Source organism: Arachnia propionica (assembly GCF_003859805.1).
Classification (GTDB): Bacteria; Actinomycetota; Actinomycetes; order Propionibacteriales; family Propionibacteriaceae; genus Arachnia; species Arachnia propionica_C.
In genome coordinates this window covers 181,434-205,911 of record NZ_RQZG01000008.1, presented here as the reverse complement: position 1 = coordinate 205,911, position 24,478 = coordinate 181,434, and the positions used below count along the sequence as shown (strand labels likewise).

Here is a 24,478-nt window from a genome sequence, read left to right as displayed (position 1 = left end):
ACCGACACCCGCCACGCCTTCGAAACCTACATCACCAACAACACATTCCCATACCGCATCAACAAGAAAGATCTTGTTTAAAGAGAGCTATCATACGTTCCTTCGGGGACGGCGTCGCGTGCGTAGAGCCTCAGCGCCTCGGCAGAGTAGAACGACTCACGCTGACGCTGAAGGTGGGGCCCGTAGCTTGTGTGCACTGACACGGAGGCCGCATCAGTGCAGGAGGTCGGCTCTTGCTCGACGTAAACGTCAACGAGCTTCTTGACGTAGATAGCTTCCACAGGCGTGGGGGTGGCAGGAGTCTCCCCGACTGGAGGTCGCGCTGGCAGCGGAGTCCCAAATCGAGCTGCAAAGTAGTGCGTGTTTCGATGCACGTCGAGCATCTCGTTGAACTCAACGGATCGGAATATCGAGAAGTTGGTGGTTGCTGCTAGATATCGGATCGCCCGCAAGGTGCTGTCATCGAGGTTCTTCGTGGCTGGAGTCCGGTTGTCAATCGCGTCCAGGAACTTCTTCTGCAACTCGCTGGGCTTGCTTAGCAGGCGGTTGAACGAACTGCCACATCCGCGAGGGGCAACGAACGCGTACTGGTCAGGCAGTACATAATATTGATCAACTACGCCTCGGAAAAGCTTCAGCATCTCGGGGATCGCGTCCGAAGTCTTCAGCGGCTCAGCATAGTGTTTCGCTTGGTAACAATCCCATGAGTCTTCGAGGCCACGGTCGGTCTTGAAGGCTGCAACGTCAATGCCGCGGTCTCCTGGGCCGCCAAGCTGTTTGATTTGGACGTACGAGGTGGTCAGACCAGTGGCCCCATTCCGTGATGAAGATTTCCCATTCATCAGCGGAGTAGAAGTAGACACGTTGGGCCGGGGAAACAGGAGGGCCAGTCAGCGAGGGAGCCGGCGAGGTCCCGGTGCTTGGTGTTGGCATGTCGACGAGCTGGAGGGCGCGTCTCGCTGGGCTCGCATCGTCGTCGACCGACACGCAGTCACCTCCTTGTTCTGGCGTCACACCACCCAATCCTAAGAGAGAACGTGCCCAGGATCAACGGTCGACACGTCGAGTCGCTGCCGACGGCGCAGGCGTACCCCAGGGCGGTGAAACCCCGTTCTCCGAGATCGTCACAGGCGGGGCGATCCGACCAGTCCAAGGGCGGCGGCAGGAACACCTTCTCGGTGAACCTGTTTGAGGAGGAGCCGTCATGTCTGGTGTTGCTGGTCTTGGTGTTGATGAACGTCGTGCCCGGGTGGTGCTGGCAATGCTGGCGGAGCCCGATGATCCCGTCACGGGCGGGCTGATGCGCCGCCTGAGCGCCGTTGAGACGCTCGGGCTGCTCGACACCGACACGACCGTGCCGGGTTTGAGCCGGGTTGATGGTCAGGTGTGGCGTGACCGCATCACCTCACCGGGCAGGCTGGATGACCTCGACCAGCGGCTGCGCATGGTTGAGGAGAGCGGGATCACCACTCTGATCCCGGGTGACGCGCAGTGGCCTCGGGCGCTGGATGATCTCGGCGAGCGTGCCCCTTATGTTCTGTTCGTGCGCGGGGCAACGTCGTTCCTGGCGCGGCCACTGCAGGACTTGGTGACGGTCACGGGTTCTCGGGCGGCCACCGCGTATGGGGAGCACGTAGCGGGCGAGCTGGCGGGCGACCTCGCGAACCGCGAGGGTGTTCTGGTGGCTGGTGGCGCCTATGGCGTCGAGGCTGCCGCGCACCGCGCAGCGTTGGCGGCCGGTGGTGACACCATCGCGGTGCTCGCCGGTGGGGTGGACCGCCCATACCCGAGCGGAAACCGTGACTTGCTGGACCGGGTGGGTGATGTGGGTGCGCTGGTGAGCGAGCTTCCTCCCGGATCGGTGCCGACGCGACATCGGTTCCTGGCCCGCTCCCGACTGTTGGGAGCGATTTCAGTCGCGACGGTGGTCGTGGAAGCGGGCGCACGGTCGGGGCACTTCGAGTGGCGGCCGAAGCCCACCAGCTTGGTCGGCAGGTGGGTGCAGTGCCGGGGCCCGTCACCAACGTCACCAGTCATGGGCCGCACGAGCTGCTCCATACCGGCAACGCACGCCTGGTCACCTCCGCTGCCGACGTTGAAGAACTCACCGCCGACCGCGCCGCCCAACCTCCGGGGCTGTCGGCCGAGTTCACACGCCGCGAGGCGCCGGCGGCTGGTCCGCCGGAGCGATCTCTGTAGCCCGGTCGGCAGATTGTGGGGTCTCGCACCATCCCTCTGGACGGTGCGAGACCCCCTTCTTTGTGCCCGCCATCACAGGTCGAGGTGCCGCGTCGCCTGGACGGCGGGCCGCCGACGCTCGTTCTCGATGGTCGGGCGGATCAGTGTCCGTAACGCGGTTTCTGCCCGAGCGCGGTCGATCTTCTGCGCCGTGCCCTCAGGTTGGGTGCCGAGCGGGTCCGGGTCTGTGATCTGGTACCGGTCACGGTAGGCGGCCACAACCAGGGCGCGGCAACGCCATCGGCTCCCGACCCACACCCCAGCAGCTCGAAGCCGGTTGGGCTCTGACGAACTGGCTCAAAGTCAACGCCGAAACCCTCGGCGTCGAGTACCTGATCTGGCAAGGCCAGATCTGGTCCCTCGCTCGCGATGCCGAGGGCTGGCGCCCCTACAACGGCGGTGGCATGCACGACCCCACCGACATCACCGGCGGCCATTACGACCACGTCCACATCACCGTCAAACAAGGCAACCAACCATGAACATCTTCCCTGACTTCAGCGCCCTCGGCGACAACACCACTCTCCAAACAGTGATCGGAGCCCTGCTCACCATCACCCTCATCACCGCCGTACTCACCATGATCATCTCCGCTATCACCTGGGCCATCGCCACCGCCCACGGCAACCACACCACCGCCACCAAAGCCCGCACCGGACTCCTCGTCGCCCTCGGCGCCGCCACCCTCACCGGCGCCGGTGTCGCCTGGCTCAACTGGCTCATCCACCTCGGCGACCAGATCTAGTCGCACCAAGGCAGCTGCACCATCTCGCTGATGCCCGGGGCATTCTCGTCCGCAGGGGAAGAGCGTGTGGTCTCTAGCTAGATTTGAGACATGGCGACTGTGACGCGGGCGGTTCATCCCGCACTTCAGGGCTGCCTGGCTGCGCCCATGGTGGCCTACGACATGGTGCTACCGGTCGACGCCGTCCACGTGGGAGTGCCCAGCACGGCCGCCACGGTGATCATCGCAGTGGACGAGCCTCTCGATGTGGGGTGGCTCCACGAACCCAGCGAATCCACGGCGCGCTGGTGCTCGATCTCCGGCCTTCATCTGCGGCCGGCGCTGATCCACACGCACGGGCTGCAACGAGGTATCCATCTGGCTGTCACACCGATCGGATGCAGAGCAATCTTCGGCGCACCGATCGGCTCTGTGGCAGAACACACCGTCGACATAGACGACCTGCCACGAGGACTGACCAGTGACGAGCATGAAGCCATTGCCAATCGCACCTCGTGGACAGACCGACTTGCGGTCGCGGAAGCAATCCTGTTGGCCCGGCTGAATAGGTGGACCCCTGACCCCACGGTGACAGCGGCGTGGCGTCTCCTTGGGGGTGGCCTTCCCGTTGCTCAGGTGGCCGCCGAGGTGGGGTACTCCCGACGCCACCTGAATAACCGTGTCCGGGCAGAGTTTGGCCTGTCGCCCAAAGAGATCAGCCGTCTGGCGCGCTTCGAGAACGCCCAGCGACTCGTCGCATCAGGAGCATCCCTGACCGAAGCGGCCAGCAGGTGCGGCTTTGCCGACCAGTCGCACCTCTCACGGGAATGGAAGGGATTCGTCGGAGGCAGTCCCAAATCTCGAACCGAAGACTTCCCAAACCTTCAAGACCTGGCACTTGTCGCCAACCATGATTGACCACATGACGACAACCAAACCCCAGCTGTTTCACTCCCTCACCTACGCCGATGCCGACAAGGGTCTGGCATTCCTCGCCGCGCTCGGTTTCGAGCAAATCCTCGTTGTCCGCAACGACGACGACCCCAGCCGGGTCGAGCATGCCGAACTGCGCTGGCGTGATTCGGGCGGGATCATGCTTGGCTCAATCCGACATGCAGGCCCCCACAAAATCCCGGACACGGCGGGCCAGGCCCGCTGCTACCTCGTGGTCGAGACAGACGCTGACGTCGACGCAATCTATGACAAGGCTCTGGCAAACGGCGCCACGACCATCGAAGACCCCGCCGATCAGCCCTACGGCGGTCGTGTCGCCACCGTCGCAGATCCAGAAGGTAATCACTGGTCTGTGGGCTCGTACTCCGGCGAGTGAGAACACGAGAGTTGCACCCCTTTACGCCGAGCCGGCGACCTAGCCTCCGAATGAAGCAGGGACGTTGGATGGATCATGAGATAGAGATGACAACCACCACAGGCGGCGCGCGGCCTGTGGTGGTTGTCGCAGTACAGCCAGCCGTCACCCAAGACCTGGGAGTCTGTCAACTTGCTGTTGCCCTGCGGGCGAGATGGGCACACACTTCTGCTTGATCCCACGTGAGGCCTCCCAGGGGACAATGGACATCGTGCTGTGGGATGCGAGCGAAGCCGGAGTGATGCCGTTGCCGAGCGGACGTCTTGTCAGAGGACGCCGCTGGTCGGCGGTACCCGAGACCCTTCCTGAACGTGGTCTCTACGCCATGTGGCGCGACCCGGCCCCCGTGTGGCCGTACGCCTGGCTCCGCTGGCCGGATTTCGGGCTGCCGCTGTCTCGCGAGCGGGCCTGGAGCGTCATTGAGGATATGTGGCGAGCCGCTGAGGTCGAGCGTGTCGAAGTTGCCTGCGGTGGCGGACGCGGCCGCACCGGCACGGTCCTGGCGGCCATGACGATCCTCGACGGCCTCGACCCGGACGCTGCTGTCGCATGGGTGCGACAGCACTACGACCGTCACGCCGTCGAGACACCGTGGCAACGCCACTGGCTACATCAACACTGAGCTAGAAGCAAGAGGTGGCATCGGCGTGAGTGCTCAGCCACGTGGTTCAAAGTCTCCGACGCCCGCAATCTGGCCGACCAGTTCGATGTGGCACCGCAGCTCATTCGCAGCGGCTGGGCCATTGAGATCCGGGATCCCTGGGGCAACACCATCGGCCTGACCGACTACAGCGCGTCTTCCTGACCGACGCCCAGCCCGGCAGCAGCTTTCAACTCCTGACGGCCCGGGCCACCGCGCGCACCTGACTGGCAGACCTTTCTGGTTTCCTGCTGGTCCGGGGTTTCCGGTGGCAGGACTTCTGCTTGTGAGGAGCTTGTCGTGATTGATCTTGTTACTGCTGTGGTGCCGAACCTGCCGTTGCTGGTGCCGCTGGATGTGAACATCACCCCGAACGACAACGGACTGCCGGGTATCTCGCAGCTGCGCACGATCGTGGGCGCGGTGATGACGATCGGGCTGATCCTGTCGGTGCTGGCGCTGATCACCTCGGCGATCGTGTGGGGGTTCGGCGCGAACTCGTCCAACCCGCACCTGGCCGGCCGCGGCAAGGTCGGCGTCCTGGTCTCGTGCGGAGCAGCGATCATCTGCGGCGCCGCGGTCACGCTGATCAATTTCTTCTGGAACGTCGGCCAGTCCGTCTAACCCCTACCCAACCGTTCCAACCCGCGTGTGTGAGGAGTGATTGCGGTGGGGATCTGTGATCTGCCCGTCATCTCAGGTGTCTGCGAAACTGCTGGTGAGGCCGCCGCGTCGTTGGTGTCGGCCCCGTTCGACTGGCTGGCCCAGGCCATGGGCTCTGCGGCGGGCTGGTTGTTCGAGGCGGTGTGGAACGTCTTCGACGCCACCACGCTGGTCGACATCACCAGTACTGGCTACCTGTCGGTCTACAACCTGCTGTTCGGCATCGCGGTGTTCGTGATGCTGCTGTTCTTCTGCCTCCAACTGATCACCGGCCTCATCCGTCGTGACCCGACGGCCCTGAGCCGCGCCGCTCTTGGCCTCGCCAAATCGGTGTTGGGGTCGTTCGTGGTGATCACGCTGACTGGGCTGCTGTTGGAGGTGGTCGACCAGCTGTGTATCGGGATCGTCCAAGCCGCCGGGGAAACCACCGAATCGATGGGCGAGAAGATCACGATCCTCGCCGGTGGGCTGACCGCGATCAATATCGCCGTCCCGGGGGTCGGGGCGATCATCACGATCTTCCTCGCCGGGCTTGCGATCACCTCCGCGGCGATCGTGTGGCTCTCGCTGCTGGTGCGCAAGGCGCTGCTGCTGGTCGCGATCGTGTTCGCACCCCTCGCCCTGTCGGGGTCGTCGTGGGACGCCACGCGGGGGTGGATCAGTAAGTGGGCGATGTTCGTGGTCGCGCTGATCTGTTCCAAGCTCGTGCTGGTGGTGATGTTCCTGGTCGCGATCACCCAGGTCGCCGCGCCGATCGATGGGGACCTGTCCTCGATCAGTGACCCGCTGGCCGGGGTCGTACTGATGGCGATGGCCGCGTTCGCCCCGTATCTGACCTATCGGTTCATCAGCTTCGTTGGGTTCGACATGTACCACGCGATCGGCGCCGAACAAGACGCCAAGAACTCCCTCAACCGGCCCATCCCGCTCCCGGACCGTCAGCCGGGCAACCCCCAGCAGGTACTCGACGGCAGTGGCGGTGACAGCAACGGTGGTGGCGGGAAGCAGCCGGCGAAACCGAGCACCCCGAACCCCTCGGCATCCCAGGGCGGAGCCGAAGCTGGTGCTGGCGCTGGCGGGGCAACTGGATCTGGGGCTTCCGGGGCGGGGGCAGCGTCGGGTGGGTCTGCTGCAGCTGCGGGTCCTGCGGCTGCTGCGGTGGTCGGGGTGCAGGTGGCCAAGGACGCTGCCACCGCGGGCCCGAAAGCTGGTGCCGAACTCGGTCAGCAGGCCGAGACCGCTGCCGACGCCGCCGACCACACCCCCACCACCAACGGAGGGGGAGGCAATGGTGGGAGTCCTCCGCCGGCGGCTGCGCCCGGTGGGACGCCGCCACAGCCGGGCACTCCGTCGGCCAGTGCGGAGCCCACCCCTCCCAGCGCCCCAGGTCCACAGCCACTGGGGGCGTCCTCGTCGGGTGCGGGTGAGCAGGTCGCGCCGTCCGCCCCGGTGCCGAACCCGCCGCCCGCCGACAATCCGCCACCGCCGTCGAGTGCAGGGAAGGAGCCGCAGTCATGAGCCGCCGCAACAGGCACAACCGCCACGAACCGGATGCGACCGGTTCGGAGTTGGTGCCGGTGAAGTTCTCCCGGCTCACCCGTCGCGGCATCCTGCTTGGCCTGTCCTCGGCCCAGCTCGTCACCGTCGGGATCGCGATCGCCACCATCATCACCGCCCTCTACGCCGGGGGCGGGATGTGGCTGGCCTACACCGCCCCCATCTGGGTGACCGCTGTCCTCCTCACCTGGGTCCCCATCGCGGGACGGCCGGTCATCGAATGGGTGCCCGTAGCCGGCTGGTGGGTCTACCGCACCACCATCGGACAACTCCTCTACCGGCGTCGCATCGTCACCCCACGCCCCGCCGGAACCCTCGCCCTGCCCGGCGACCAAGCCCGGCTGCGCGAATACGAGGACCCGACCACAGGGGCGGGCATGATCCACGACCCCCACCAGAACACGCTCACGGTGGTGTGCGAGATCACCCACCCCGCGTTCGTACTCCTCGACCCTGCCGAACAAGAACGCCGCGTCACCGCCTGGGGCCGCGTCCTAGCCACCGTCTGCCGCTCCGGCCGGATCGCCACCCTCCAAATCCTGGAACGCACCCTGCCCGACTCCGGCACCGGACTCGCCGAATGGTGGACCACCCACGGCCAGCCCGAAGACACCAGCTGGGCTGCCACCACCTACGCCGAACTCATCAACCGCGCCGGCCCCGCCGGCGAACGCCACGCCACCACCCTCTCCCTCTCCCTCGACATGAGAAACGCAGCGAGGCAGATCCGCACCGCCGGCGGCGGCATCCGCGGCGCCGCCGCCGTCCTGCGCCAAGAAATGAACACCCTCAACGCCGCGCTCCGCTCAGCCGACCTCACCCCATCGGGATGGCTCACACCCGGACAGGTTGCTGTGATCCTGCGCTCGGCCTACGACCCCGCCATCGCCGCCACCCTAGAACGCCACGGCCAGATCGGCCACCAGCTCGCCACCGCCGGCCCCGTCGCGGTCAACGAAACCTGGAGTCGTATCCGCACCGACTCCGCCCACCACGCCGTGCTGTGGATCAGCGAATGGCCCCGCTCCATGGTCTACCCCGGCTTCCTCTCACCCATCCTGCTCTCCAGCGGAATCCAACGATCGTTCTCCCTGATCTGCACCCCCATGCGCTCCGACCAGGCCGCCCGCGACATCCGCAAGAAGAAAGTCCACTCCTCGACCCCGAGATCAACGCCAACGCCCTCACCTGGGCCCAAGACAGCAACAAGGCCCGAACCGAAACCATCGATGATGGCAAGGGTTCGAGCCTTGTGCGTGGGGTGGAGCTAAGGGGATTCGAACCCCTGACCTCTTCCATGCCATGGAAGCGCGCTACCAACTGCGCCATAGCCCCGTCATTTCGACCCGGAGAACAGTACCGGATCACATCGCCGGAGGCAACCCGGTGCCGCCCGCCGCCGTCGGCGCGTTGTGGGTGATGAGCCAGCGACGGTCCTCCGCGATCCCCAGCACCGAGTAGCAGACGTTGCCGGGGATGGCGAGCACCACGGCCGGGGGGATGCCGACCAGGGCCTGCACCACCGTCGAGATGAGCAGCCCGTGCGTGACCAGCAGCACCTGACCACCAGGGTGGCGTGCCGCCGCCTCCAGCACCATCGGGACCACCCGGTCGGTCATCTCGGCCAGGGTCTCCCCCGTCGCCGAGCGCCGGAAGTCGACCCCCCGGGTGTAGAGGTCGATGAAGTCCGGCAGCTCCTGCGACACCTCGGCCGTGGTCTTGCCGGACCAGGAACCGACGTTGATCTCACGCAGTCTCGACTCCGCCACGACCTCCAGGTCATGGCCCCCTGCCACCGTCTCAGCCGTGACCATCGCGCGTCTCAGGTCCGAGGAGTAGCAGGCGTCGAAGTGCCAGTCCCGGAAGTACCGGGCGGCCTCACCGGCCTGGGCCAGTCCGACGGCATCGAGGGCGATGTCCGCCTGCCCCTGCAGCCGCCCGGCCCCGTTCCACTCCGTGCGACCGTGCCGGAGCATGACGATCCGGGTGTGGGTCACGCCTCGACGTCCTCGACCGCGATCTCCTCGACGTCCAGCTCGATCTGCGGGCAGTCCTTCCACAACCGCTCCAGGTTGTAGAGGCTGCGCTCCTCGGTGTGCTGGATGTGGACGACGAAGTCGATGTAGTCGAGCAGCACCCAGCGGTTCTCCCGGTCCCCCTCCCGGCGCACCGGTTTGAGGTCGGCCTGCTTGATGAGCTGCTCCTCGACGGCATCCACCACGGCCCCGACCTGGCGCTCGTTCCTCGCGGAGACGATGAGGAAGACATCGGTGATGGCCAACTGCTCGCTCACGTCGAAGGCGACGATGTTGGTGCCGAGCTTGTCGGCCGCGGCCCGGGCCGCAATGGTGACGCATCCGATGACGGCATCAGGAACGGTCAACGGGAACTCCTGTCTCGGGATGCGGGTACAACCCGCGTTTGGCGATGTACTGGACGATACCGTCCGGCACCAGGTACCAGATCGGCTCGGACCGCTGCACCCGGGCGCGACAGTCCGTGGAGGAGATGGCCAGGGCGGGAACCTCCAGCAGGGTCACCGCCCCCTCCGGCAGATGCGCGAGGTCGTCCTCGGTCATCGGCACCCCCGGCCGGGTCACCCCGACGAAGTGGGCCAGGTCGAACAACTCATCGGCCCCGTGCCAGGTGAGGATCTGTCTGACCGCGTCAGCACCGGTGATGAAGAACAGGTCGACGTCCTCACCCCGCTCCCGCCGCAGGTCCTTGAGCGTGTCGACGGTGTAGGTGTTGCCGGGCCTGTCGATGTCCACCCGGCTCACGGAGAACCTGGGATTCGACGCCGTCGCGATGACGGTCATGAGGTACCGGTCCTCGGCATGCGAGACCTGCCGATCCGCCTTCTGCCACGGCATCCCCGTCGGGACGAAGACCACCTCGTCCAACTCGAATCTGGCGGCCACCTCACTGGCGGCCACGAGGTGCCCGTGGTGGATCGGGTCGAACGTGCCACCCATCACGCCCAACCGGTACCGGCGCTCCCGCCCCACGCGCGCAACGGCCAGTTCCGTTGTGGTCATCCACGCCTCCCCGGCCCCTTCGACGCCCCCAGCCACCAGCCGAACGCCGCCAGCCCCAGCATGAACGCCACGATGACCACCGACAGCACCGGTGCGGCACTCCCGATGGCGGATTCCAGCAAGTTCACACCGAGCATGCTAGCCGGTTTCGGCACCCTCAGGAGATCTCAGCACTCGCCGTAGAGCTCCGGATGCCAGTCCCTGACGATCATCTGGTCCACCACAGCCGTATCGGCGACATCTCCGATCGTCTGCGAGAGGAAGATCAGTTCTCGTTCCCCGGAACGGACCACAGCCACTGGCTCTCCCCCCGGCTCACCACCCTTCCTCTCGAACCTGAGATCAGGATGCAGCTTCTTGACCTCTGCCAATGACATTCCGATCCTGGCTCCGGCGTAGGTGACCACTGGGCTCTGCTTTCCGGAGGCCGGCGTTGCGACCCAGATCTCGTAGGGAGCTGTTCCCTCTGCAAGGTCGAGCCGTCGAATCGTGAACCCATCATCCTCGTATCCAGTCGGAATCAACCATCCTTCGCAGATTCCAGCCTCAGGCACCAAGTCACCTCGCTCGACAAGCCCGGCACCACTGATCTTCCACTGGCCGAGCCCCTCGAAGGAGAGCACCAGGGCGTCGGGGGTCGGGGCGCAGCGACACAGCACGATCCGTCGGATCACGTCGTCGGTGCCGGTCACCACCCGCCAGTGGAGTCCGGTCTGGTTGGCCGGGTACACCCTGACCCGCGAATCATCCTCGGTCAGCTGCGCGATGGGCTGCCCGAGATACTCCTCGGCCTCACTGATCCGCTGCCCGGGCGCGATGCCGTCGACGGTTCGGCCATCACTGTTCTCGACGGTCCCGATGGCCACGAGGCTGCCGTCCTCGAAGAACCACTCGCAGTCCAGCCACACCACGACGGTGACGCTCTGACCATTCCACTGTCGGCTGGTTCCGGTCTCCAGACCGGGGAAGCCCGGCACCTCTGCCCGGATACCGGCGTGACTGGCCCCCACCGCGATCCCCCCGACGGCCTGCTGGGCCGCTTCGATCCGAGTCACAAGATATCGCCACACCTTTGGCCACGGGGCGTCATTGACGGATCTGGCCGTCCCCCTGCAGGACGTACTTCGTCGAGGTCAGCTCCGCGAGCCCCATCGGTCCCCTGGCGTGGAGTTTCTGGGTCGAGATGCCGATCTCCGCGCCGAAACCGAACTGGCCGCCGTCGACGAAACGACTGGACACGTTGACGAGCACCGCCGCCGCGTCGATCTCCGCGACGAAACGCTCCGCGCTCTTCCTGGACTCGGTGACGATGGTCTCCGAGTGACCGCTCGTGTGCTGCCTGATGTGTGTGATCGCCGCATCCAGGTCCGGCACCACCGTCGCCGCGATGTCCATCGACAGGTACTCCGCATCGAACTCCGCCACCCCGGCCGGGACCACATCGGATGAGAAGGTCTGCACCTGAGGTGTGCCGTGCACGGTGACCCCCGCCTCACTCAGCAGCTGCAACGCCTTCGGCAGGAACTCCGCCGCCACATCCTCGTGCACCAGGAGGGTCTCGACGGCGTTGCAGACACTCGGTCGCTGGATCTTCGCGTTCGCGAGGATCCGCAGTGCCTTGTCATGATCGGCGGTGGCGTCGATGAACAGGTGACAGTTCCCGGTGCCCGTCTCGATCACCGGCACCTTCGCACCCTCGACGACGGCGTTGATGAGCCCCGCGCCGCCACGGGGGATGAGCACGTCCACCAGTCCCCTGGCAGCCATGAGCTCCGCCGTCACCTCCCGGCCGCCCTCCACCAGTGACACCACGTTCGGATCGATCCCCGTGGCCTCCAGCCCGGCCCTGAGCGCCGCGACGGTGACCCGGTTCGACTCGATGGCGGTGCTGGAGCCGCGAAGCAGCGCCGCGTTGCCGGACTTCACGCACAGGCCGGCCGCATCGGCGGTGACATTGGGGCGACTCTCGTAGATGATCCCGACCACCCCGAAGGGCACCCGCACCCGGGTCACCTCGACCCCGTTGGGCAACCGCCAGCCCCGCTCCACGTCCCCGACCGGATCGGCCAACGACGCGACATCACGCAACCCCTGGACCATGCCCGCCACGCGTTCCCCGTCGAGCCGCAGCCGGTCGATCATGGGATCCGGTGTGCCGGATGCCCGGGCCGCCTCGACGTCCAGCCGGTTCGCCGCGAGCAGCTCCTCCTGGGCCGCGGCCAAGGCGTCGGCCATCGCGTGCAGGGCACGATCCTTCACGTCACGGGTGAGAATGGCCACCTGACGGCTCGCCTCACGCGCCGCCCGGGCCTGTGCCTGGAACTCCATGTCCGGAGTCTACTGAGCAGGCTGCCCCAGCGAGCTGCCTCGACCACGACCCGGAATCGCACGCCAGAGGTAGAAGCCGAGATTGAGGGCGGTCAGGGTGGTCATCACCGTCGACGCGGCGGTGACGGCGTGCTCCCGCATCAGCAGCGCCCACACCAGCCACAGTGCCTGCACCAGCAGGTTGACCACCAGGAAACCTCCCGAGACCCCCGAGATGTCGACGGAGTTGCGCAGGTCGAGGAACTGGGTGACCTGTCCGACGGCCAACGGCAGCACGGCAACCAGTCCGTAGACCAGCGGACCGAGCAGCAGATCGATCACGCCGAACAGGAAGGCGCTCAACAGCAGTGGCGGGATCAGCTTCAGCCACACCGGCTGCCCCCGGTCCCGGCAGATCATCACCACCACCGCCGTCGAGGTCACGGCCAACAACAGGTTCGAGATCAGCAGGCTGAACTGCCCGATGTGGAAACCGTGGCAGCTCCACGCATACAGGGCAGCCACGTTCAGCTGCCACATCGGCAACGACACACCGGCACTGGTCCGCTCCCGCAGGAGCCGCACCAGCTGCGGCAAACCCGAGACCATCCCTGTGCAGGCGGCGACCCAGCCCAACACGTCAAGAAAACCCACTACTGCACCATCTCGATCAGCAAGTCACGATGCACCGCCAGTCCCCCGTCACACACCCGGCGGGCCAGGGTCTGGGCAGCACAGTCCACCAGCCCACGGGCCAGCAGATCACCGGAGAGGCCGATGATATCGACCGGGTCACCGGCCTCAAACTCTCCCACAATCTCGATGATCCCTGCTGCCAGCAGGGACGCCCGTCCCTGCCCGAGGGCACGCTCGGCCCCCTCATCGATCCGCAGCACACCACGGACCTCGGCCGCGTGCGCCAGCCACAACATCCGACGGGGGCGCCTGCGCCCCGTCGCATCGAAGAAGGTACCGACCTCCTGACCGTCGAGTGCCCTCCGCAGCTGGTCGGCATGGGCCAGCACCACGCTCACCCCACCGGAGGTGGCGATCCGCGCGGCCTCCACCTTGGTGCTCATCCCCCCGGTGCCCACCCGGGACCCGACCCGGGAGGTGTCGGCGGTCAACTGCGCGATGTCGGGGACCCGACGGATCAGCTCGGCCCCCGGCTCAGCGGGATGGGCGGTGTAGAGCCCGTCGACATCACTGAGGATCACCAGGGCATCCGCCCGCACCAGGTGCGCCACCAGGGCAGCGAGCCGATCGTTGTCACCGAAGCGGATCTCGGACGTGGCGACGGTGTCGTTCTCGTTGATGACCGGGATCACCCCGAGTCTGAGCAGGCGGGAGACGGTGTTGAGCGCATTGCGGTAGCTGCGCCCGTCCTGCAGATCCCCGGCGGTCAGCAGGATCTGGGCCACCAGGAGCCCATGCACGGCGAATGCGTCACTGTAGTGGCGCACCAGGATTCCCTGGCCCACCGCTGCCGCCGCCTGCTGGGTCTCCAGATCACCCGGACGTCTGGTCAGGCCCAACGGCAGCAGCGCGGAGGCGATCGCCCCGGAGGACACCAGGACCACCTTCGTTCCCCTGGCGTGCAGGGCGGCGACGTGCTCGGCCAGCTCCGCCACCCGTCCCGGGGCCAGGTGTCCCGTCTCATCGGTCAGCGAGGAGGAACCGATCTTGACGACGATCCGTTCGGCATCGGCGACCTCAGCCCTCATGCTCACCGAGCCCCTGCTGCTCCGCCTTCCACGCGTGGTACTCCGCGTCCAGCCGACGACGACGGGTGGCGGCCGGACGCTCGGTCTCGAACCGCTGGTCCTCACCCCGCCTGGCCAGGATCTCGGCACCGGTGGCGATCTGCGGCCGGAAGTCGAAGATGACGGCGTCCTCGCCACCGATGGCCACGGCATCACCCTCCTCGGCCCCGAGCCTGAGCAACTCGTCCTCGACCCCCAGCCGGTTGAGCCGGTCCGCGAGGTACCCGACCGCCTCGGCGTTGTTGAAATCGGTCTGGCGGATCCAACGCTCCGGCTTGGTGCCACGCACCCGCCACAGGAGGCCACCGTCGCCGTCCCCCTGCCTCACGATGGTGAACGAGTCGTCTCCGGCAGCCCGCCCGACGGGCTTCGGCCGGAGCACCGGACGTGGTTCAGGCTTCTCCTCGGCCAGCTGGGCTCGGTGCGCGGCGACGATCTCCGCCATCGCGAACCTCAGCTCGTTCAGCCCGGTGCCGGTCTTCGTCGAGATCTCGAAGACCCGATACCCTCGCGCCTCGAGTTCCGGACGGGCCAGGGCCGCCAGCTCGGGCGCATCCGGCAGGTCGACCTTGTTCAGTGCGACCAGGCGCACCCGATCCTCCAGACCGCCGTGGGCCTTCAGCTCGCCCTCGATGACGTCGAGATCACCGAGTGGTTCCCGACCGGGCTCCCAGGTCCCCAGGTCGATGACGTGGACGATCGCCTGGCAGCGCTCGATGTGCCGCAGGAAGTCAAAGCCCAACCCCTTGCCCGCAGAGGCCCCCTCGATCAGTCCCGGCACGTCCGCGACGGTGTAGGTGACCTCCCCGGCCACCACCACCCCCAGGTTCGGCACCAGCGTGGTGAACGGATAGTCGGCGATCTTGGGCCGGGCCCGGGAGATGGCTGCGATGAGCGACGACTTGCCCGCCGACGGGAACCCCACCAGGCCGACATCGGCCAGGACCTTGAGCTCCATCTGGATCAGCCGGGACTGCCCCTCCTCGCCCAGCAGGGCGAAGCCGGGGGCCTTCCGCGCCGCTGTGGCCAGGGCCTCGTTCCCGAGCCCTCCCTTGCCGCCGACGGCCACGACGAATTCATCGCCGATCTCGGTCAGGTCGGCCAGGTGCTCCCCCGTGGTGACATCGGAGACGACCGTGCCCGCGGGGACGGCCAGCACCACGTCCTCGCCCTTCGCACCGTGCTGGTGATCCCCCCTGCCGGGTTGCCCATTGGTGGCCTTGCGCACCGATTGCCGGTGGTACTCCACCAGCGAGTTGAGATTCTCACTCACCCTGAGGATCACCGATCCGCCGTCGCCACCGTTGCCACCGTCGGGGCCCCCGAGTGGCTTGAACTTCTCACGGTGCACGGAGGCACAGCCGTGACCACCATTTCCGGCCTGGACGGTCAGTTTCACGCGGTCGACGAAGGACGGGATGGCCATGGGTTCCTCCTGGCTGGTGCGGAAGACGAAAACGACGGGCCCACCATCAGGCAGGCCCGTCGCTCGTGCTCGTGGTCGAGGATCAGGCCTCGACCGGAGCGATGCTGACGACGCGGCGACCGCGCTTGACCCCGAAGGTCACGTGGCCGGCAGCGAGGGCGAACAGGGTGTCGTCGCCACCACGACCGACGTTGTCGCCGGGGTGGAAATGGGTGCCGTGCTGGCGCACGAGGATCTCCCCGGCACCGACCAGCTGTCCGCCGAAGCGCTTCACACCGAGGCGCTGGGCGTTGGAGTCACGACCGTTCCGCGTCGAGGACGCGCCCTTCTTGTGTGCCATTGTGCTGCTACCTCAGTTCTTGATGTCGGTGACCTTGACCTGGGTGTACCGCTGACGGTGACCCTGGCGCTTCTTGTAGCCGGTCTTGTTCTTGTACTTGAGGATCCGGATCTTCGGACCCTTGGACAGACCAAGCACCTCTGCGGTCACGGAGACCTTGCCGAGGGCCTTGGCGTCGGAGGTCACGGTGTCGCCATCGACCAGCAGCAGCGGCTGCAGGTTGACGGTCTCGCCGACGCCTTCAGACACCAGGTCGATGTCGAGGATGTCGCCAACAGCCACCTTGTGCTGGCGTCCGCCACTGCGCACGATCGCGTACACGCCTGACCTACCTTCTTGGTTTCTCACGTCTGAATCCCCTGCGGCCGTCAGGCCAGGGGGCGTGGTGCCCGTCCGCGCGCATGGGGCACGGCTCACAACACCGGGGGACAACTCTACGTTGCGCTCTCCCGCCGGTCAAACCGACGGGAGGCGCGTTGCACGTCAGCTCTTCTTCCGACGGCGACCGCCCGACTTCCGCTCACCACCGTCAGCCGGGGCCTGGGAGTCGACCGGGTCGTCGAAACGGAGGTACCCGGCACCGTGGCAGTGCTCGCACTCCTCGGTGAAGGCCTCCGCCAGGCCGGTGCCGATGCGTTTGCGGGTCAGCTGCACCAGTCCGAGGCTGGTGACCTCCGCCACCTGGTGACGGGTCCGGTCGCGGCCGAGGCACTCGACGAGCCGTCGCAGCAGCAGCTCCCGGTTGCTCGGCAGCACCATGTCGATGAAGTCGATCACGATGATGCCGCCGAGGTCCCGCAGTCTCAACTGCCGCACGATCTCCTCCGCGGCCTCCAGGTTGTTGCTGGTGACGGTGGCCTCGAGATTGCCCCCGGAGCCGGTGAAACGTCCGGTGTTCACGTCGATGACGGTCATCGCCTCGGTGCGGTCGATGACCAGCGACCCTCCGGAGGGCAGGAACACCTTGCGCTCCAGGGCCTTGGCGATCTGCTCGTCGATGCGGTGCTGGGCGAAGATGTCACGCCCGTCCTCCCCCGGCTCGAACCGCTCCACCCGATCCGCCAGGTGCGGGGCGACGTGGCTGACGTAGGCGGTGATGGCCTCGTGGGCGTCATCCCCCTGGACGGTCAGTTGGCGGAAGTCCTCGGTGTAGAGGTCACGCACGATGCGCAGCGTCAGATCGGGCTCCGCATAGAGGGCCTCAGGGGCCTTGCCCGCGGCCACCTTCTTCTCGATGACCTCCCACTGCGCCTTCAGCCGGTTGACGTCGCGGACGAGTTCCTCGGCGGAGACCCCCTCGGCCGCGGTGCGCACGATGACCGACTCGTCGTCGGAGATGAGCTCACCCAGGATCTGCCTCAGCCGGGCGCGCTCACTGTCGGGCAGCTTGCGGGAGATCCCGGAGAGATGACCACCGGGTGAGTAGACGATGTAGCGACCGGGCAGGGAGATGTGCCCGGTCAACCGGGCCCCCTTCGCACCGACGGGGTCCTTCGTGACCTGCACCAGCACGGTCTGCCCCGACTTGAAGACCTTCTCCACCTTGCGGTCCTCGGCGGTGACCCCGAAGGAGTCCCAGTCCACCTCGCCCGCGTACAGCACGGCGTTGCGGCCACGGCCGATGTCGATGAAGGCGGCCTCCATGCTGGGCAGCACGTTCTGCACCCGCCCCAGGTAGACGTTGCCGATGAGCGAGGTGGCCGAGGCCCGGTCCACGTAGTGCTCCACCAGCACCCCGTCCTCCAGGACCGCGAGCTGGGTGTAGTCCTCACGCTGCCGGATCACCATCTGACGATCCACGGACTCACGCCTGGCCAGGAACTCCGCCTCGCTCAGGATCGGTGCGCGACGCCGTCCCGCGGCGCGGTTCTCCTTGCGACGCTGGCGTTTCGCCTCCATCCGGGTGGATCCCTCGATGCCGGTCACCTCGTCGTCGGAGCTGCCCTTGGCCTCCGAGGAGCGACGGCGACGACGCCTGCGCCGCCTCGTCCCGGTCTCCTCCTCGGAGTCGGCGTTCTCGCCGCCGTCCCCGTTGTCCTGGTCGGACTCCTCCTCGCTGTCCTGGTCGTCACCGACCTCACCGGCCTCCTCGGAGTCCTCGGACGTCTCGCTCTCGTCCTCGGCGTCACGCCCACGGCGGCGACGACGACCGCCACGACGACGCCGACGACGACCGGGCCGCTCGTCCTCGGCGGCATCCCCGGTCTCGACGTCCTCGGTGCCCTCGTCGGACCCCTCGTCCTCCTCCGTCTGGGGCTCCCCCACCTCAGCGATGGCATCGGCCAGTTTCGCCAGGGTCTCGGTGCGTCCCTCCGCCGTGACGGCGAACGGATCCTTGATCGTCGCGCGACGACTCCGGGCTGCCTCCTCGGCCATCCGCAACGCGGCTGCGATGCCGTCATCCGCGGATTCGGATTCCGCCTCCGCCCGGGACTCCTCGGGTGCGACCTCCTCCGTGACACGGCTGCGACCACGGCCTGCACGACGACGGCGACCACGCGGTGCCGTCTCCTCCGCGGGCCTGTCCTCGACGGTCTCCGGGGTTGACGCCTCAGGTGTGGCCGCCTCATCCACCGTTTCAGCCTTCACGACCTCGGCACCACCCTGCTCGGCGCTCGGTCCACCCGCGGCCCGGGTGGCACGACGACGACGCTGCCGGGGAGCACCGTCCTCGGTGTGGCCCTGGTCCGGGTCCACCGACTGGACCGCGGTTGCGGCCACCGTCGTGACCGGGATCTCAGCAGCTGGTACGGCCACCTCCACCGGAGGCCCGGCGGGTCGGGACGCGGCACGACGGCGACGGCGGGTCGGCTGCGGTGCCTCGGGGAGCTCCTCCTGCACCTCGGGCAGGGGCTCCGGCTCGGTTGCCTCCGCTTCCTCCTCGGGCGCGCGACGCGCCAGGACGGCCTCGATCCCCTCGGGCGGGACCACCGAGGAGGCGCTCTTGACCTCGTGCCCGAGTTCGGCGAGTTCGGCGAGCAGCTCCTTGCTGGTGACACCGATGTGCTTGGCGAGTTGATGGACCCGAGGGCGCCCCGGCAGGGCGGCATCGTTGGACGTGGGTTCAGTCATCCTGACTCCTTCAGGCGCGGGTGCGCCGGGATCGGGCGCAGCACGCTGCGCCGTACAAGACTTCAAGGTCACCCGGAGACGTCCGGGGGTCGCCGCGGTCGATTCATCTCGTCGCGGTCTCCAACCCCTTGGGCAACCTCACGGGAGCACCGGCGGTGCAAGACCTGTGCCCTATTGTTCCACAGGTTTCGGATTCAACGGGTCACCGATCCCTGTTTCCACCAACGGCCCTTGCCGAAGACGCGTCAGCAACGCCGGAGTGGCCGGGATTCCGGGCTCCAGGCGACGCAGCACCGTCATCACGTCGTCGGGTCTCACGAGCGGGGTGAGATGTCGCAGTCGCATCACCACGTGCTGGTCATCCGGCACCGACAACGCCATCACCGCCTGGCGGACGTCAAAGGAACGCATCCCGCTCTTGGTCATCCGCTCCACCGTCTCGGTGGTCGAGTCCAGCAGCGCCACCGCGGCCCTCGCCAGCGACCCCGGCGGGCAGTCGGCCACCGCGGCCTCCCAGTCCGAGGCCTCGAGCAGATCGCTCAGCGACTCCCGCACCGCATCAGCGGCTTCCAGAAACACCAGCCCCTGGGGCATCACCGCGTTGAGGGCCCGCTGGACCTTCGCCGGGTCACACTCCGCGGCGAGTGCGAGCTCGACGTACTCGGCCTCGCTCGCCGCCGACGTGGGGGCCGAGTTGGCATAGGAGATGCGGGGGTGGGGATTGAAGCCGGACGAGTAGGCCATCGGGACCGCGGCTCGGCGCAGCGCCCGCTCCAGGATCCTTCCGAAGTCACGATGGGAGGTGAACCGGGCCGCCCCTCGACGCGCATAACGGAGTCGAACCCGCTGGACCGGCGGTGCCTGCTGGATGGGGGGTTGCTTCTTGGCCACGAGCCCTGATCCTATCCCGCATGGACGCCCGGCCCCGTACACGCAAGGATGGACCCATGTCGAACTGGTTGCGCTCCCCTGATCACACCCACTGGCTCCGTGGCGAGACCCGCCGTCTCCTCGACTTCGCCCGGAACTGCCCCGTGCCGGGACTCGGGGCCGCCTGGTTGAACAGCGACGGCAGCAACGACCCGACACGTCCCCCTGCGACCTGGAGCACCTGCCGCATGGTGCACTGCTACGCCCTCGGTCACCTCCTGGGGGTGCCGGGGTCCAGACCTGTGGCACAGGCCGCCATGAGTGGGCTGACCGGGGCCCTGCGCGACGAGGAGCACGGCGGCTGGTTCGACGACGCCTCCGGGGACGGTCCCGCCGGGAAGCAGGCCTATGCCCACGCCTTCGTCGTGCTGGCGGCCTGCTCCGCCGTCGCCGCGGACCTCGACGGCGCCGTCGATCTGCTGCAGGAGGCCCTGGGCGTCTACGAGGGTCACTTCCTGGACGACGACGGGCTGGTGATCGAGTCGTGGAACCGTGACTTCAGCACTCCCAGCGACTACCGGGGCATCAACGCGACGATGCACGGCGTCGAGGCGCTGCTGGCCGCGGCCGACGCCACCGGGGACCCGCACTGGCTGCGTCGCGCCGCCCACCTGGCCGCCTTCGCCGCCGGGCAGGCCGCCCTGAACGGCTGGCGGATGCCGGAGCACTTCACCCCCGACTGGGAGTTCCTGCCGGACTACAACGAGGATCACAAGGCCGATCAGTTCCGACCCTACGGGGCGACCGTCGGTCATGGTCTGGAGTGGGCACGGCTGCTGCTGCACGTGGAGTCAGCCCTCGAGGATGCCGGACTGGGTGATCTGCCCGGCCCGACCAAGGGCTGGGCGCATGCCGCGAAACGGCTCTACAGGAGGGCCGTCGCCGACGGCTGGGCCCGCAACGGCCTCCCCGGGTTCCTCTACACCACGGACTGGGACGGCACCCCGGTCGTCGAGGATCGGCTCCACTGGGTGACGGCCGAGGCCATCGGTGCCGCCGCCACGCTGTGGCAACGCACCGGCAAGAAACGCTACGCCCGTGACTACGCCCGATGGTGGGACTTCGCCGCCGTCCACCTGCTCGACCTCGAGGCCGGTTCCTGGCACCACGAGCTGGACCCCGGCAACGAACCGGCCGGGAAGGTGTGGCCGGGCAAACCGGATCTCTACCACGCCCTGCAGGCCACCCTGATCCCGACCCTGCCGCTCAGCCCGGTGATGGCCTTCGCACTGCGCGAGGCCGAGGCGGCCGCCTGATGGCCGGTGGGAAGTACGGGTTCCGCACCTGGCTGGTGCTGGCGGCACTCCTGCTGCTCGCCTTCAACCTGCGCCCGGTGGCGGTCTCCGTCGGCCCCGCCCTGTCCCAGATCCAGGCTGACCTGGGGCTGGGGCCCAGCCTCGCCGGGGTGCTGACGGCCCTGCCGTCCCTGTGCTTCGCCGTCGTCGGAGCGATCGCACCGTGGCTCGCCCACCGGCTCGGCGCGCACCGCACCATCGGGATCGCCTACCTGCTGCTGATCTCCGGTCAGCTCGTGCGGGCCTGGGTGGACGGCCCGTGGCTCTTCCTCGCCTGTTCCACGGTGGCCCTGGCCGGGATGGCCCTGGCCAATGTCCTGCTTCCCTCCCTGGTGCGGCTCCACTTCCCCAACCGGATCGGACTGGTGACCAGCCTGTACTCACTGTCACTGGCGTTGGGGCTGACCCTCGCCAGTGGCGCCACCATCCCCCTGGCGGTCGCCCTCGGCGGGTGGCGGGCCGCCTTCACCGCCGGGTCCCTGCTCGCGGTCGCGGCCGCCGTCGTCTGGCTGCCACTGCTCAGGTTGAGTCGCCCGCACCTGCACACCACGACGTCCCGGCTGTCGGTCCGCGCCGTGGCGGGGAGCCGGAAGGCCTGGGCGCTGGCCCTGTTCTTCGCCCTGCAGTCAGCGGCCGCCTACACCGTCTTCGGGTGGTTGCCGAGCATCTACCAGGCGGCCGGGATGAGTGAGGCCGATGCCGGTTTCATGCTGGCCATCACGACGGGGGCCGGGATCCCGCCGGCATTCCTGCTGCCGGCCTACGTGGCCCGGCGCCCCCAGCCCCACCTGATGCTGCTGATCCTGTCGCTGGCCATGGCCGCAGCCTTCCTGGGTCTGCTGCTGGCCCCGACGACGGCGCCATGGCTGTGGGCACTGCTGATCGCCGCAGGACTCGCCACCTTCCCGCTGTTCCTGGCGCTGCTCGGGCTGCGGGCCGACACCGCGGCCGGGACCGCCGCGCTGTCAGGTTTCGTGCAGTCGACTGGGTACCTGCTGGCCTCGGCCGCACCGTTCGCCTTCGGGCTGCTGCAGGAGGCCACCGGCGGCTGGTCCTGGCCACTGATCATGCTGCTGGTGCTCACGGTCCCGATGACGGTCACGGGGCTCATCAGCTGCCGTGACTGGCGGATCGAGCACGAACCGTCAGTCACGGCCCAGGTCGGGGTGCAGCACCGGTAGCGGCAGAAGGGCCTGCCCGGTCGGCCCCATCTGGATGTCGGTGCCCATCTGGGGGCACACCCCACAGTCGAAGCAGGGGGTCCAACGACAGTCCTCCACCGGCACCTCGTCGAGGGCGTCCTGCCAGTCCTCCCACAACCAGTCCCGGTCCAGGCCGGCGTCGAGGTGATCCCAGGGCAGCACCTCCTCGTAGTCGCGCTCCCGAGTGGTGAACCAGGCCAGGTCGATGCCCATCCTGCCCAGCTCCTCGTTGGCGGCGGTCTCCCACCGTTCGAAGTCGAAGTGTTCACTCCACCCGTCGAACCGGCCACCCTCACGCCAGACCCGCTCGATGACGGCCCCGACCCGGCGGTCCCCTCGACTCAACAACCCCTCGACCATGCCGGGCTTGCCGTCGTGGTAGCGCAGTCCGATGGCACGACCGTAGTTCTTGTCCTGGCGGATCCGCTCCCTGAGCAGCTGCAGCCGGTGGTCGATGGTCTCGTGGTCGGCCTGCGCGGCCCACTGGAACGGCGTGTGGGCCTTCGGGATGAATCCTCCGATGGAGACGGTGCAGCGGATGTCACGTGTGCCGGAGACCTTGCGTCCGGTCTCGATGACCCGGGAGGCGAGTTCCGCGATCTGCAGCACGTCCTCATCGGTCTCGGTGGGCAGCCCGCACATGAAGTACAGCTTCACCTGCCGCCAGCCGTTGCTGAAGGCCGTGGCCACCGTCGTGATGAGGTCCTCCTCGCTGACGAGTTTGTTGATGACCTTCCGCATCCGTTCCGACCCGCCCTCCGGTGCGAAGGTGAGACCGGAACGTCGGCCGTTGCGGGACAGCTCGTTGGCCAGGTCGATGTTGAAGGCGTCGACGCGGGTGCTGGGCAGCGACAACGAGACGTTGGTGCCCTCGTACCGATCCGCGAGCTGCTTGGTGACGTCGCCGATCTCGGAGTGGTCGGCGGAGCTGAGCGACAGCAGCCCGATCTCCTCCAGCCCGGTCGCCTCCAGGCCCTGCTGCACCATGTTGCCGATGGTGGTCAGGCTGCGTTCCCGCACCGGCCGGGTGATCATCCCGGCCTGACAGAAACGGCAGCCGCGGGTGCAACCCCGGAAGATCTCGACGGAGTAGCGCTCGTGCACCGTCTCGGCCATCGGGACGATCGGCCTGGCCGGGTAGGGCCACTGGTCCAGGTCCATCAGGGTGTGCTTGCGCACCTGGAAGGGCACCCCCTCCCGGTTGGGCGCGACCCGTTGGATCCGGCCGTCGTCGAGGTAGTCGACATCGTAGAAGGCCGGGACGTAGAAGGCCCCGGTCAGGGCCAACCGCAGCAACAACCCCTCACGACCACCCTCACGCCCCTCGGCCTTCCACTCGCGCACGATCTCACTGACGAGCAGTGAGGCCTCCTCCCCGTCACCCAGCACCGCGACGTCGATGAAGTCGGCGATGGGCTCCGGGTTGAACGCGGCGTGTCCCCCGACCAGCACGATGGGATGGTCATCGCCTCGTTCGGCGGCCCGGATCGGCATTCCGGCCAGGTCCAGGATGGAGAGCATGTTGGTGTAACACAGCTCGGTGGAGAAGCTGAACCCCAGCACGTCGAAGGCGGCGACGGGACGGTGCGCATCCAGCGTGAACTGCGGGACCCCCGCTGCGCGCATGGCCGCATCCATGTCGGGCCACACGGCGTAGGTGCGTTCGGCCAGGATCCAGTCACGCTCGTTGAGGATCTCGTAGAGGATCGCCACACCCTGGTTCGGCTGACCCACCTCGTAGGCGTCCGGGTAGGACAGGCACCAGCGCACCTCGACCGACTCCCAGTCCTTGCGGATGCTGTTGTGCTCACCTCCCACGTACTGGATGGGTTTGGACACGCCCGTCAGCAACGGCTCGAGCTTCGGGTACAGGGAGAACTCCGGCAGGGTGTCGGTCATGCCGAGAAGGATAGG

At 67.5% G+C, this 24,478-nt stretch carries 26 protein-coding genes, 1 tRNA gene and 1 pseudogene; 11 read left to right on the top strand and 17 right to left on the bottom strand.

Features of this window, described 5'->3' with window-relative positions:
* Nucleotides 1–77: 77 nt before the first annotated feature.
* Nucleotides 78–842 carry an ABC-three component system protein gene (locus tag EII34_RS08880; RefSeq protein ID WP_124844792.1) on the bottom strand — a complete coding sequence of 255 codons (765 nt, stop codon included), beginning with the start codon at nucleotides 840–842 and terminating at the stop codon, nucleotides 78–80.
* Nucleotides 843–1,204: 362 nt separating this feature from the next.
* Between EII34_RS08880 and EII34_RS16545 the strand changes: the two are divergent.
* Nucleotides 1,205–2,199: pseudogene (locus EII34_RS16545) on the top strand (DNA-processing protein DprA).
* A gap of 72 nt (nucleotides 2,200–2,271) precedes the next feature.
* Here EII34_RS16545 and EII34_RS16540 read toward each other — a convergent pair.
* Nucleotides 2,272–2,496, bottom strand: coding sequence for a hypothetical protein (locus EII34_RS16540; RefSeq protein WP_124844791.1), 225 nt, complete (start codon nucleotides 2,494–2,496; stop codon nucleotides 2,272–2,274).
* Between EII34_RS16540 and EII34_RS16885 the strand changes: the two genes are divergently transcribed.
* The 8 genes from EII34_RS16885 to EII34_RS08830 all read left to right on the top strand — a co-directional run bounded on the left by EII34_RS16885 (nucleotide 2,478) and on the right by EII34_RS08830 (nucleotide 8,462).
* Entirely contained in the window at nucleotides 2,478–2,720 is a 243-nt protein-coding gene (locus tag EII34_RS16885; RefSeq protein ID WP_464115345.1) for a hypothetical protein, read from the top strand. The genes EII34_RS16540 and EII34_RS16885 overlap by 19 nt on opposite strands.
* The gene (locus tag EII34_RS08860; protein ID WP_124844790.1) at nucleotides 2,717–2,983 is read left to right on the top strand and encodes a DUF6112 family protein; all 267 of its coding nucleotides are present in this window, start codon (nucleotides 2,717–2,719) and stop codon (nucleotides 2,981–2,983) included. Before EII34_RS16885 ends, EII34_RS08860 begins: the two co-directional genes overlap by 4 nt.
* A gap of 90 nt (nucleotides 2,984–3,073) precedes the next feature.
* Nucleotides 3,074–3,880 carry a helix-turn-helix domain-containing protein gene (locus EII34_RS08855; protein WP_124844789.1) on the top strand — a complete coding sequence of 269 codons (807 nt, stop codon included), beginning with the start codon at nucleotides 3,074–3,076 and terminating at the stop codon, nucleotides 3,878–3,880.
* A gap of 4 nt (nucleotides 3,881–3,884) precedes the next feature.
* On the top strand, nucleotides 3,885–4,292 hold the full coding sequence (locus EII34_RS08850) for a VOC family protein (protein WP_073824983.1): 408 nt from the start codon (nucleotides 3,885–3,887) through the stop codon (nucleotides 4,290–4,292).
* 211 nt (nucleotides 4,293–4,503) lie between these two features.
* Nucleotides 4,504–4,953, top strand: a complete 450-nt coding sequence (locus EII34_RS08845) for a protein-tyrosine phosphatase family protein (protein WP_260425106.1) — start codon at nucleotides 4,504–4,506, stop codon at nucleotides 4,951–4,953.
* Between the two features lie 318 nt (nucleotides 4,954–5,271).
* Nucleotides 5,272–5,595, top strand: a complete 324-nt coding sequence (locus tag EII34_RS08840) for a DUF6112 family protein (protein ID WP_124844788.1) — start codon at nucleotides 5,272–5,274, stop codon at nucleotides 5,593–5,595.
* 45 nt (nucleotides 5,596–5,640) lie between these two features.
* Nucleotides 5,641–7,152 (top strand): conjugal transfer protein TrbL, encoded by a 1,512-nt coding sequence (locus tag EII34_RS08835; protein ID WP_124844787.1) that lies wholly within the window; start codon nucleotides 5,641–5,643, stop codon nucleotides 7,150–7,152.
* Nucleotides 7,149–8,462 (top strand): SCO6880 family protein, encoded by a 1,314-nt coding sequence (locus EII34_RS08830; protein WP_260425105.1) that lies wholly within the window; start codon nucleotides 7,149–7,151, stop codon nucleotides 8,460–8,462. The genes EII34_RS08835 and EII34_RS08830 overlap by 4 nt, the downstream gene beginning before the upstream one ends.
* Here the strand turns inward: EII34_RS08830 and EII34_RS08825 are convergent.
* The 14 genes from EII34_RS08825 to EII34_RS08765 form a co-directional block, all read right to left on the bottom strand.
* A tRNA-Ala gene (locus EII34_RS08825) sits at nucleotides 8,454–8,526 on the bottom strand. The genes EII34_RS08830 and EII34_RS08825 overlap by 9 nt on opposite strands.
* 29 nt (nucleotides 8,527–8,555) lie before the next feature.
* Nucleotides 8,556–9,188 carry a histidine phosphatase family protein gene (locus EII34_RS08820; RefSeq protein WP_124844786.1) on the bottom strand — a complete coding sequence of 211 codons (633 nt, stop codon included), beginning with the start codon at nucleotides 9,186–9,188 and terminating at the stop codon, nucleotides 8,556–8,558.
* Entirely contained in the window at nucleotides 9,185–9,574 is a 390-nt protein-coding gene (gene rsfS, locus EII34_RS08815; protein ID WP_124844785.1) for a ribosome silencing factor, read from the bottom strand. Before rsfS ends, EII34_RS08820 begins: the two co-directional genes overlap by 4 nt.
* Nucleotides 9,561–10,229: a nicotinate-nucleotide adenylyltransferase gene (gene nadD, locus EII34_RS08810; protein WP_124844784.1), complete on the bottom strand. Its 669-nt coding sequence runs from the start codon at nucleotides 10,227–10,229 to the stop codon at nucleotides 9,561–9,563. The genes rsfS and nadD overlap by 14 nt, the downstream gene beginning before the upstream one ends.
* Nucleotides 10,226–10,357: a hypothetical protein gene (locus EII34_RS16535; RefSeq protein WP_260425104.1), complete on the bottom strand. Its 132-nt coding sequence runs from the start codon at nucleotides 10,355–10,357 to the stop codon at nucleotides 10,226–10,228. The genes nadD and EII34_RS16535 overlap by 4 nt, the downstream gene beginning before the upstream one ends.
* 39 nt (nucleotides 10,358–10,396) lie before the next feature.
* Nucleotides 10,397–11,284, bottom strand: a complete 888-nt coding sequence (locus EII34_RS08805; protein WP_124844783.1) for a hypothetical protein — start codon at nucleotides 11,282–11,284, stop codon at nucleotides 10,397–10,399.
* 31 nt (nucleotides 11,285–11,315) lie between these two features.
* Nucleotides 11,316–12,557 (bottom strand): glutamate-5-semialdehyde dehydrogenase, encoded by a 1,242-nt coding sequence (locus EII34_RS08800; RefSeq protein WP_124844782.1) that lies wholly within the window; start codon nucleotides 12,555–12,557, stop codon nucleotides 11,316–11,318.
* Nucleotides 12,558–12,566: 9 nt separating this feature from the next.
* Nucleotides 12,567–13,190, bottom strand: coding sequence for a SemiSWEET family sugar transporter (locus EII34_RS08795; RefSeq protein WP_124844781.1), 624 nt, complete (start codon nucleotides 13,188–13,190; stop codon nucleotides 12,567–12,569).
* The gene (gene proB, locus EII34_RS08790; protein WP_124844780.1) at nucleotides 13,190–14,260 is read right to left on the bottom strand and encodes a glutamate 5-kinase; all 1,071 of its coding nucleotides are present in this window, start codon (nucleotides 14,258–14,260) and stop codon (nucleotides 13,190–13,192) included. Before proB ends, EII34_RS08795 begins: the two co-directional genes overlap by 1 nt.
* A complete protein-coding gene (gene obgE / locus EII34_RS08785; RefSeq protein WP_124844779.1) occupies nucleotides 14,250–15,725 on the bottom strand; it encodes a GTPase ObgE in 1,476 nt (491 codons plus the stop codon). Before obgE ends, proB begins: the two co-directional genes overlap by 11 nt.
* An 82-nt stretch (nucleotides 15,726–15,807) precedes the next feature.
* Complete coding sequence (gene rpmA / locus EII34_RS08780; protein ID WP_124844778.1) at nucleotides 15,808–16,065, bottom strand: 50S ribosomal protein L27; 258 nt, start codon at nucleotides 16,063–16,065, stop codon at nucleotides 15,808–15,810.
* A 12-nt stretch (nucleotides 16,066–16,077) separates the two neighbouring features.
* Nucleotides 16,078–16,386, bottom strand: coding sequence for a 50S ribosomal protein L21 (rplU, locus tag EII34_RS08775; protein ID WP_124844777.1), 309 nt, complete (start codon nucleotides 16,384–16,386; stop codon nucleotides 16,078–16,080).
* A 162-nt stretch (nucleotides 16,387–16,548) separates the two neighbouring features.
* Nucleotides 16,549–19,137 carry a translation initiation factor IF-2 N-terminal domain-containing protein gene (locus EII34_RS08770; RefSeq protein ID WP_124844776.1) on the bottom strand — a complete coding sequence of 863 codons (2,589 nt, stop codon included), beginning with the start codon at nucleotides 19,135–19,137 and terminating at the stop codon, nucleotides 16,549–16,551.
* Nucleotides 19,138–19,308: 171 nt separating this feature from the next.
* Nucleotides 19,309–20,028 (bottom strand): TIGR03936 family radical SAM-associated protein, encoded by a 720-nt coding sequence (locus EII34_RS08765; RefSeq protein ID WP_124844775.1) that lies wholly within the window; start codon nucleotides 20,026–20,028, stop codon nucleotides 19,309–19,311.
* 56 nt (nucleotides 20,029–20,084) lie between these two features.
* Here EII34_RS08765 and EII34_RS08760 point away from each other — a divergent pair, with 56 nt between their 5' ends.
* Nucleotides 20,085–21,323: an AGE family epimerase/isomerase gene (locus tag EII34_RS08760; protein ID WP_124844774.1), complete on the top strand. Its 1,239-nt coding sequence runs from the start codon at nucleotides 20,085–20,087 to the stop codon at nucleotides 21,321–21,323.
* Nucleotides 21,323–22,543 (top strand): MFS transporter, encoded by a 1,221-nt coding sequence (locus EII34_RS08755; RefSeq protein ID WP_124844773.1) that lies wholly within the window; start codon nucleotides 21,323–21,325, stop codon nucleotides 22,541–22,543. Before EII34_RS08760 ends, EII34_RS08755 begins: the two co-directional genes overlap by 1 nt.
* On the opposite strand, the gene EII34_RS08750 is transcribed toward EII34_RS08755, so the two are convergent.
* Nucleotides 22,508–24,463, bottom strand: a complete 1,956-nt coding sequence (locus tag EII34_RS08750) for a TIGR03960 family B12-binding radical SAM protein (protein ID WP_185711253.1) — start codon at nucleotides 24,461–24,463, stop codon at nucleotides 22,508–22,510. The genes EII34_RS08755 and EII34_RS08750 overlap by 36 nt on opposite strands.
* Nucleotides 24,464–24,478 lie beyond the last annotated feature (15 nt).

What these genes read in the sequence shown, in the direction of transcription:
- EII34_RS08755 (WP_124844773.1), top strand. Translation starts at nt 21,323, where the DNA reads ATGGCCGGTGGGAAGTACGGGTTCCGCACCTGGCTGGTGCTGGCGGCA.
- EII34_RS08770 (WP_124844776.1), bottom strand. Translation starts at nt 19,137, where the DNA reads ATGACTGAACCCACGTCCAACGATGCCGCCCTGCCGGGGCGCCCTCGG.
- obgE (WP_124844779.1), bottom strand. Translation starts at nt 15,725, where the DNA reads ATGGCCATCCCGTCCTTCGTCGACCGCGTGAAACTGACCGTCCAGGCC.
- EII34_RS08760 (WP_124844774.1), top strand. Translation starts at nt 20,085, where the DNA reads ATGTCGAACTGGTTGCGCTCCCCTGATCACACCCACTGGCTCCGTGGC.
- rpmA (WP_124844778.1), bottom strand. Translation starts at nt 16,065, where the DNA reads ATGGCACACAAGAAGGGCGCGTCCTCGACGCGGAACGGTCGTGACTCC.
- EII34_RS08750 (WP_185711253.1), bottom strand. Translation starts at nt 24,463, where the DNA reads ATGACCGACACCCTGCCGGAGTTCTCCCTGTACCCGAAGCTCGAGCCG.
- EII34_RS08880 (WP_124844792.1), bottom strand. Translation starts at nt 842, where the DNA reads ATGAATGGGAAATCTTCATCACGGAATGGGGCCACTGGTCTGACCACC.
- EII34_RS08830 (WP_260425105.1), top strand. Translation starts at nt 7,149, where the DNA reads ATGAGCCGCCGCAACAGGCACAACCGCCACGAACCGGATGCGACCGGT.
- EII34_RS08800 (WP_124844782.1), bottom strand. Translation starts at nt 12,557, where the DNA reads ATGGAGTTCCAGGCACAGGCCCGGGCGGCGCGTGAGGCGAGCCGTCAG.
- EII34_RS08855 (WP_124844789.1), top strand. Translation starts at nt 3,074, where the DNA reads ATGGCGACTGTGACGCGGGCGGTTCATCCCGCACTTCAGGGCTGCCTG.
- proB (WP_124844780.1), bottom strand. Translation starts at nt 14,260, where the DNA reads ATGAGGGCTGAGGTCGCCGATGCCGAACGGATCGTCGTCAAGATCGGT.
- nadD (WP_124844784.1), bottom strand. Translation starts at nt 10,229, where the DNA reads ATGACCACAACGGAACTGGCCGTTGCGCGCGTGGGGCGGGAGCGCCGG.
- EII34_RS08860 (WP_124844790.1), top strand. Translation starts at nt 2,717, where the DNA reads ATGAACATCTTCCCTGACTTCAGCGCCCTCGGCGACAACACCACTCTC.
- EII34_RS08850 (WP_073824983.1), top strand. Translation starts at nt 3,885, where the DNA reads ATGACGACAACCAAACCCCAGCTGTTTCACTCCCTCACCTACGCCGAT.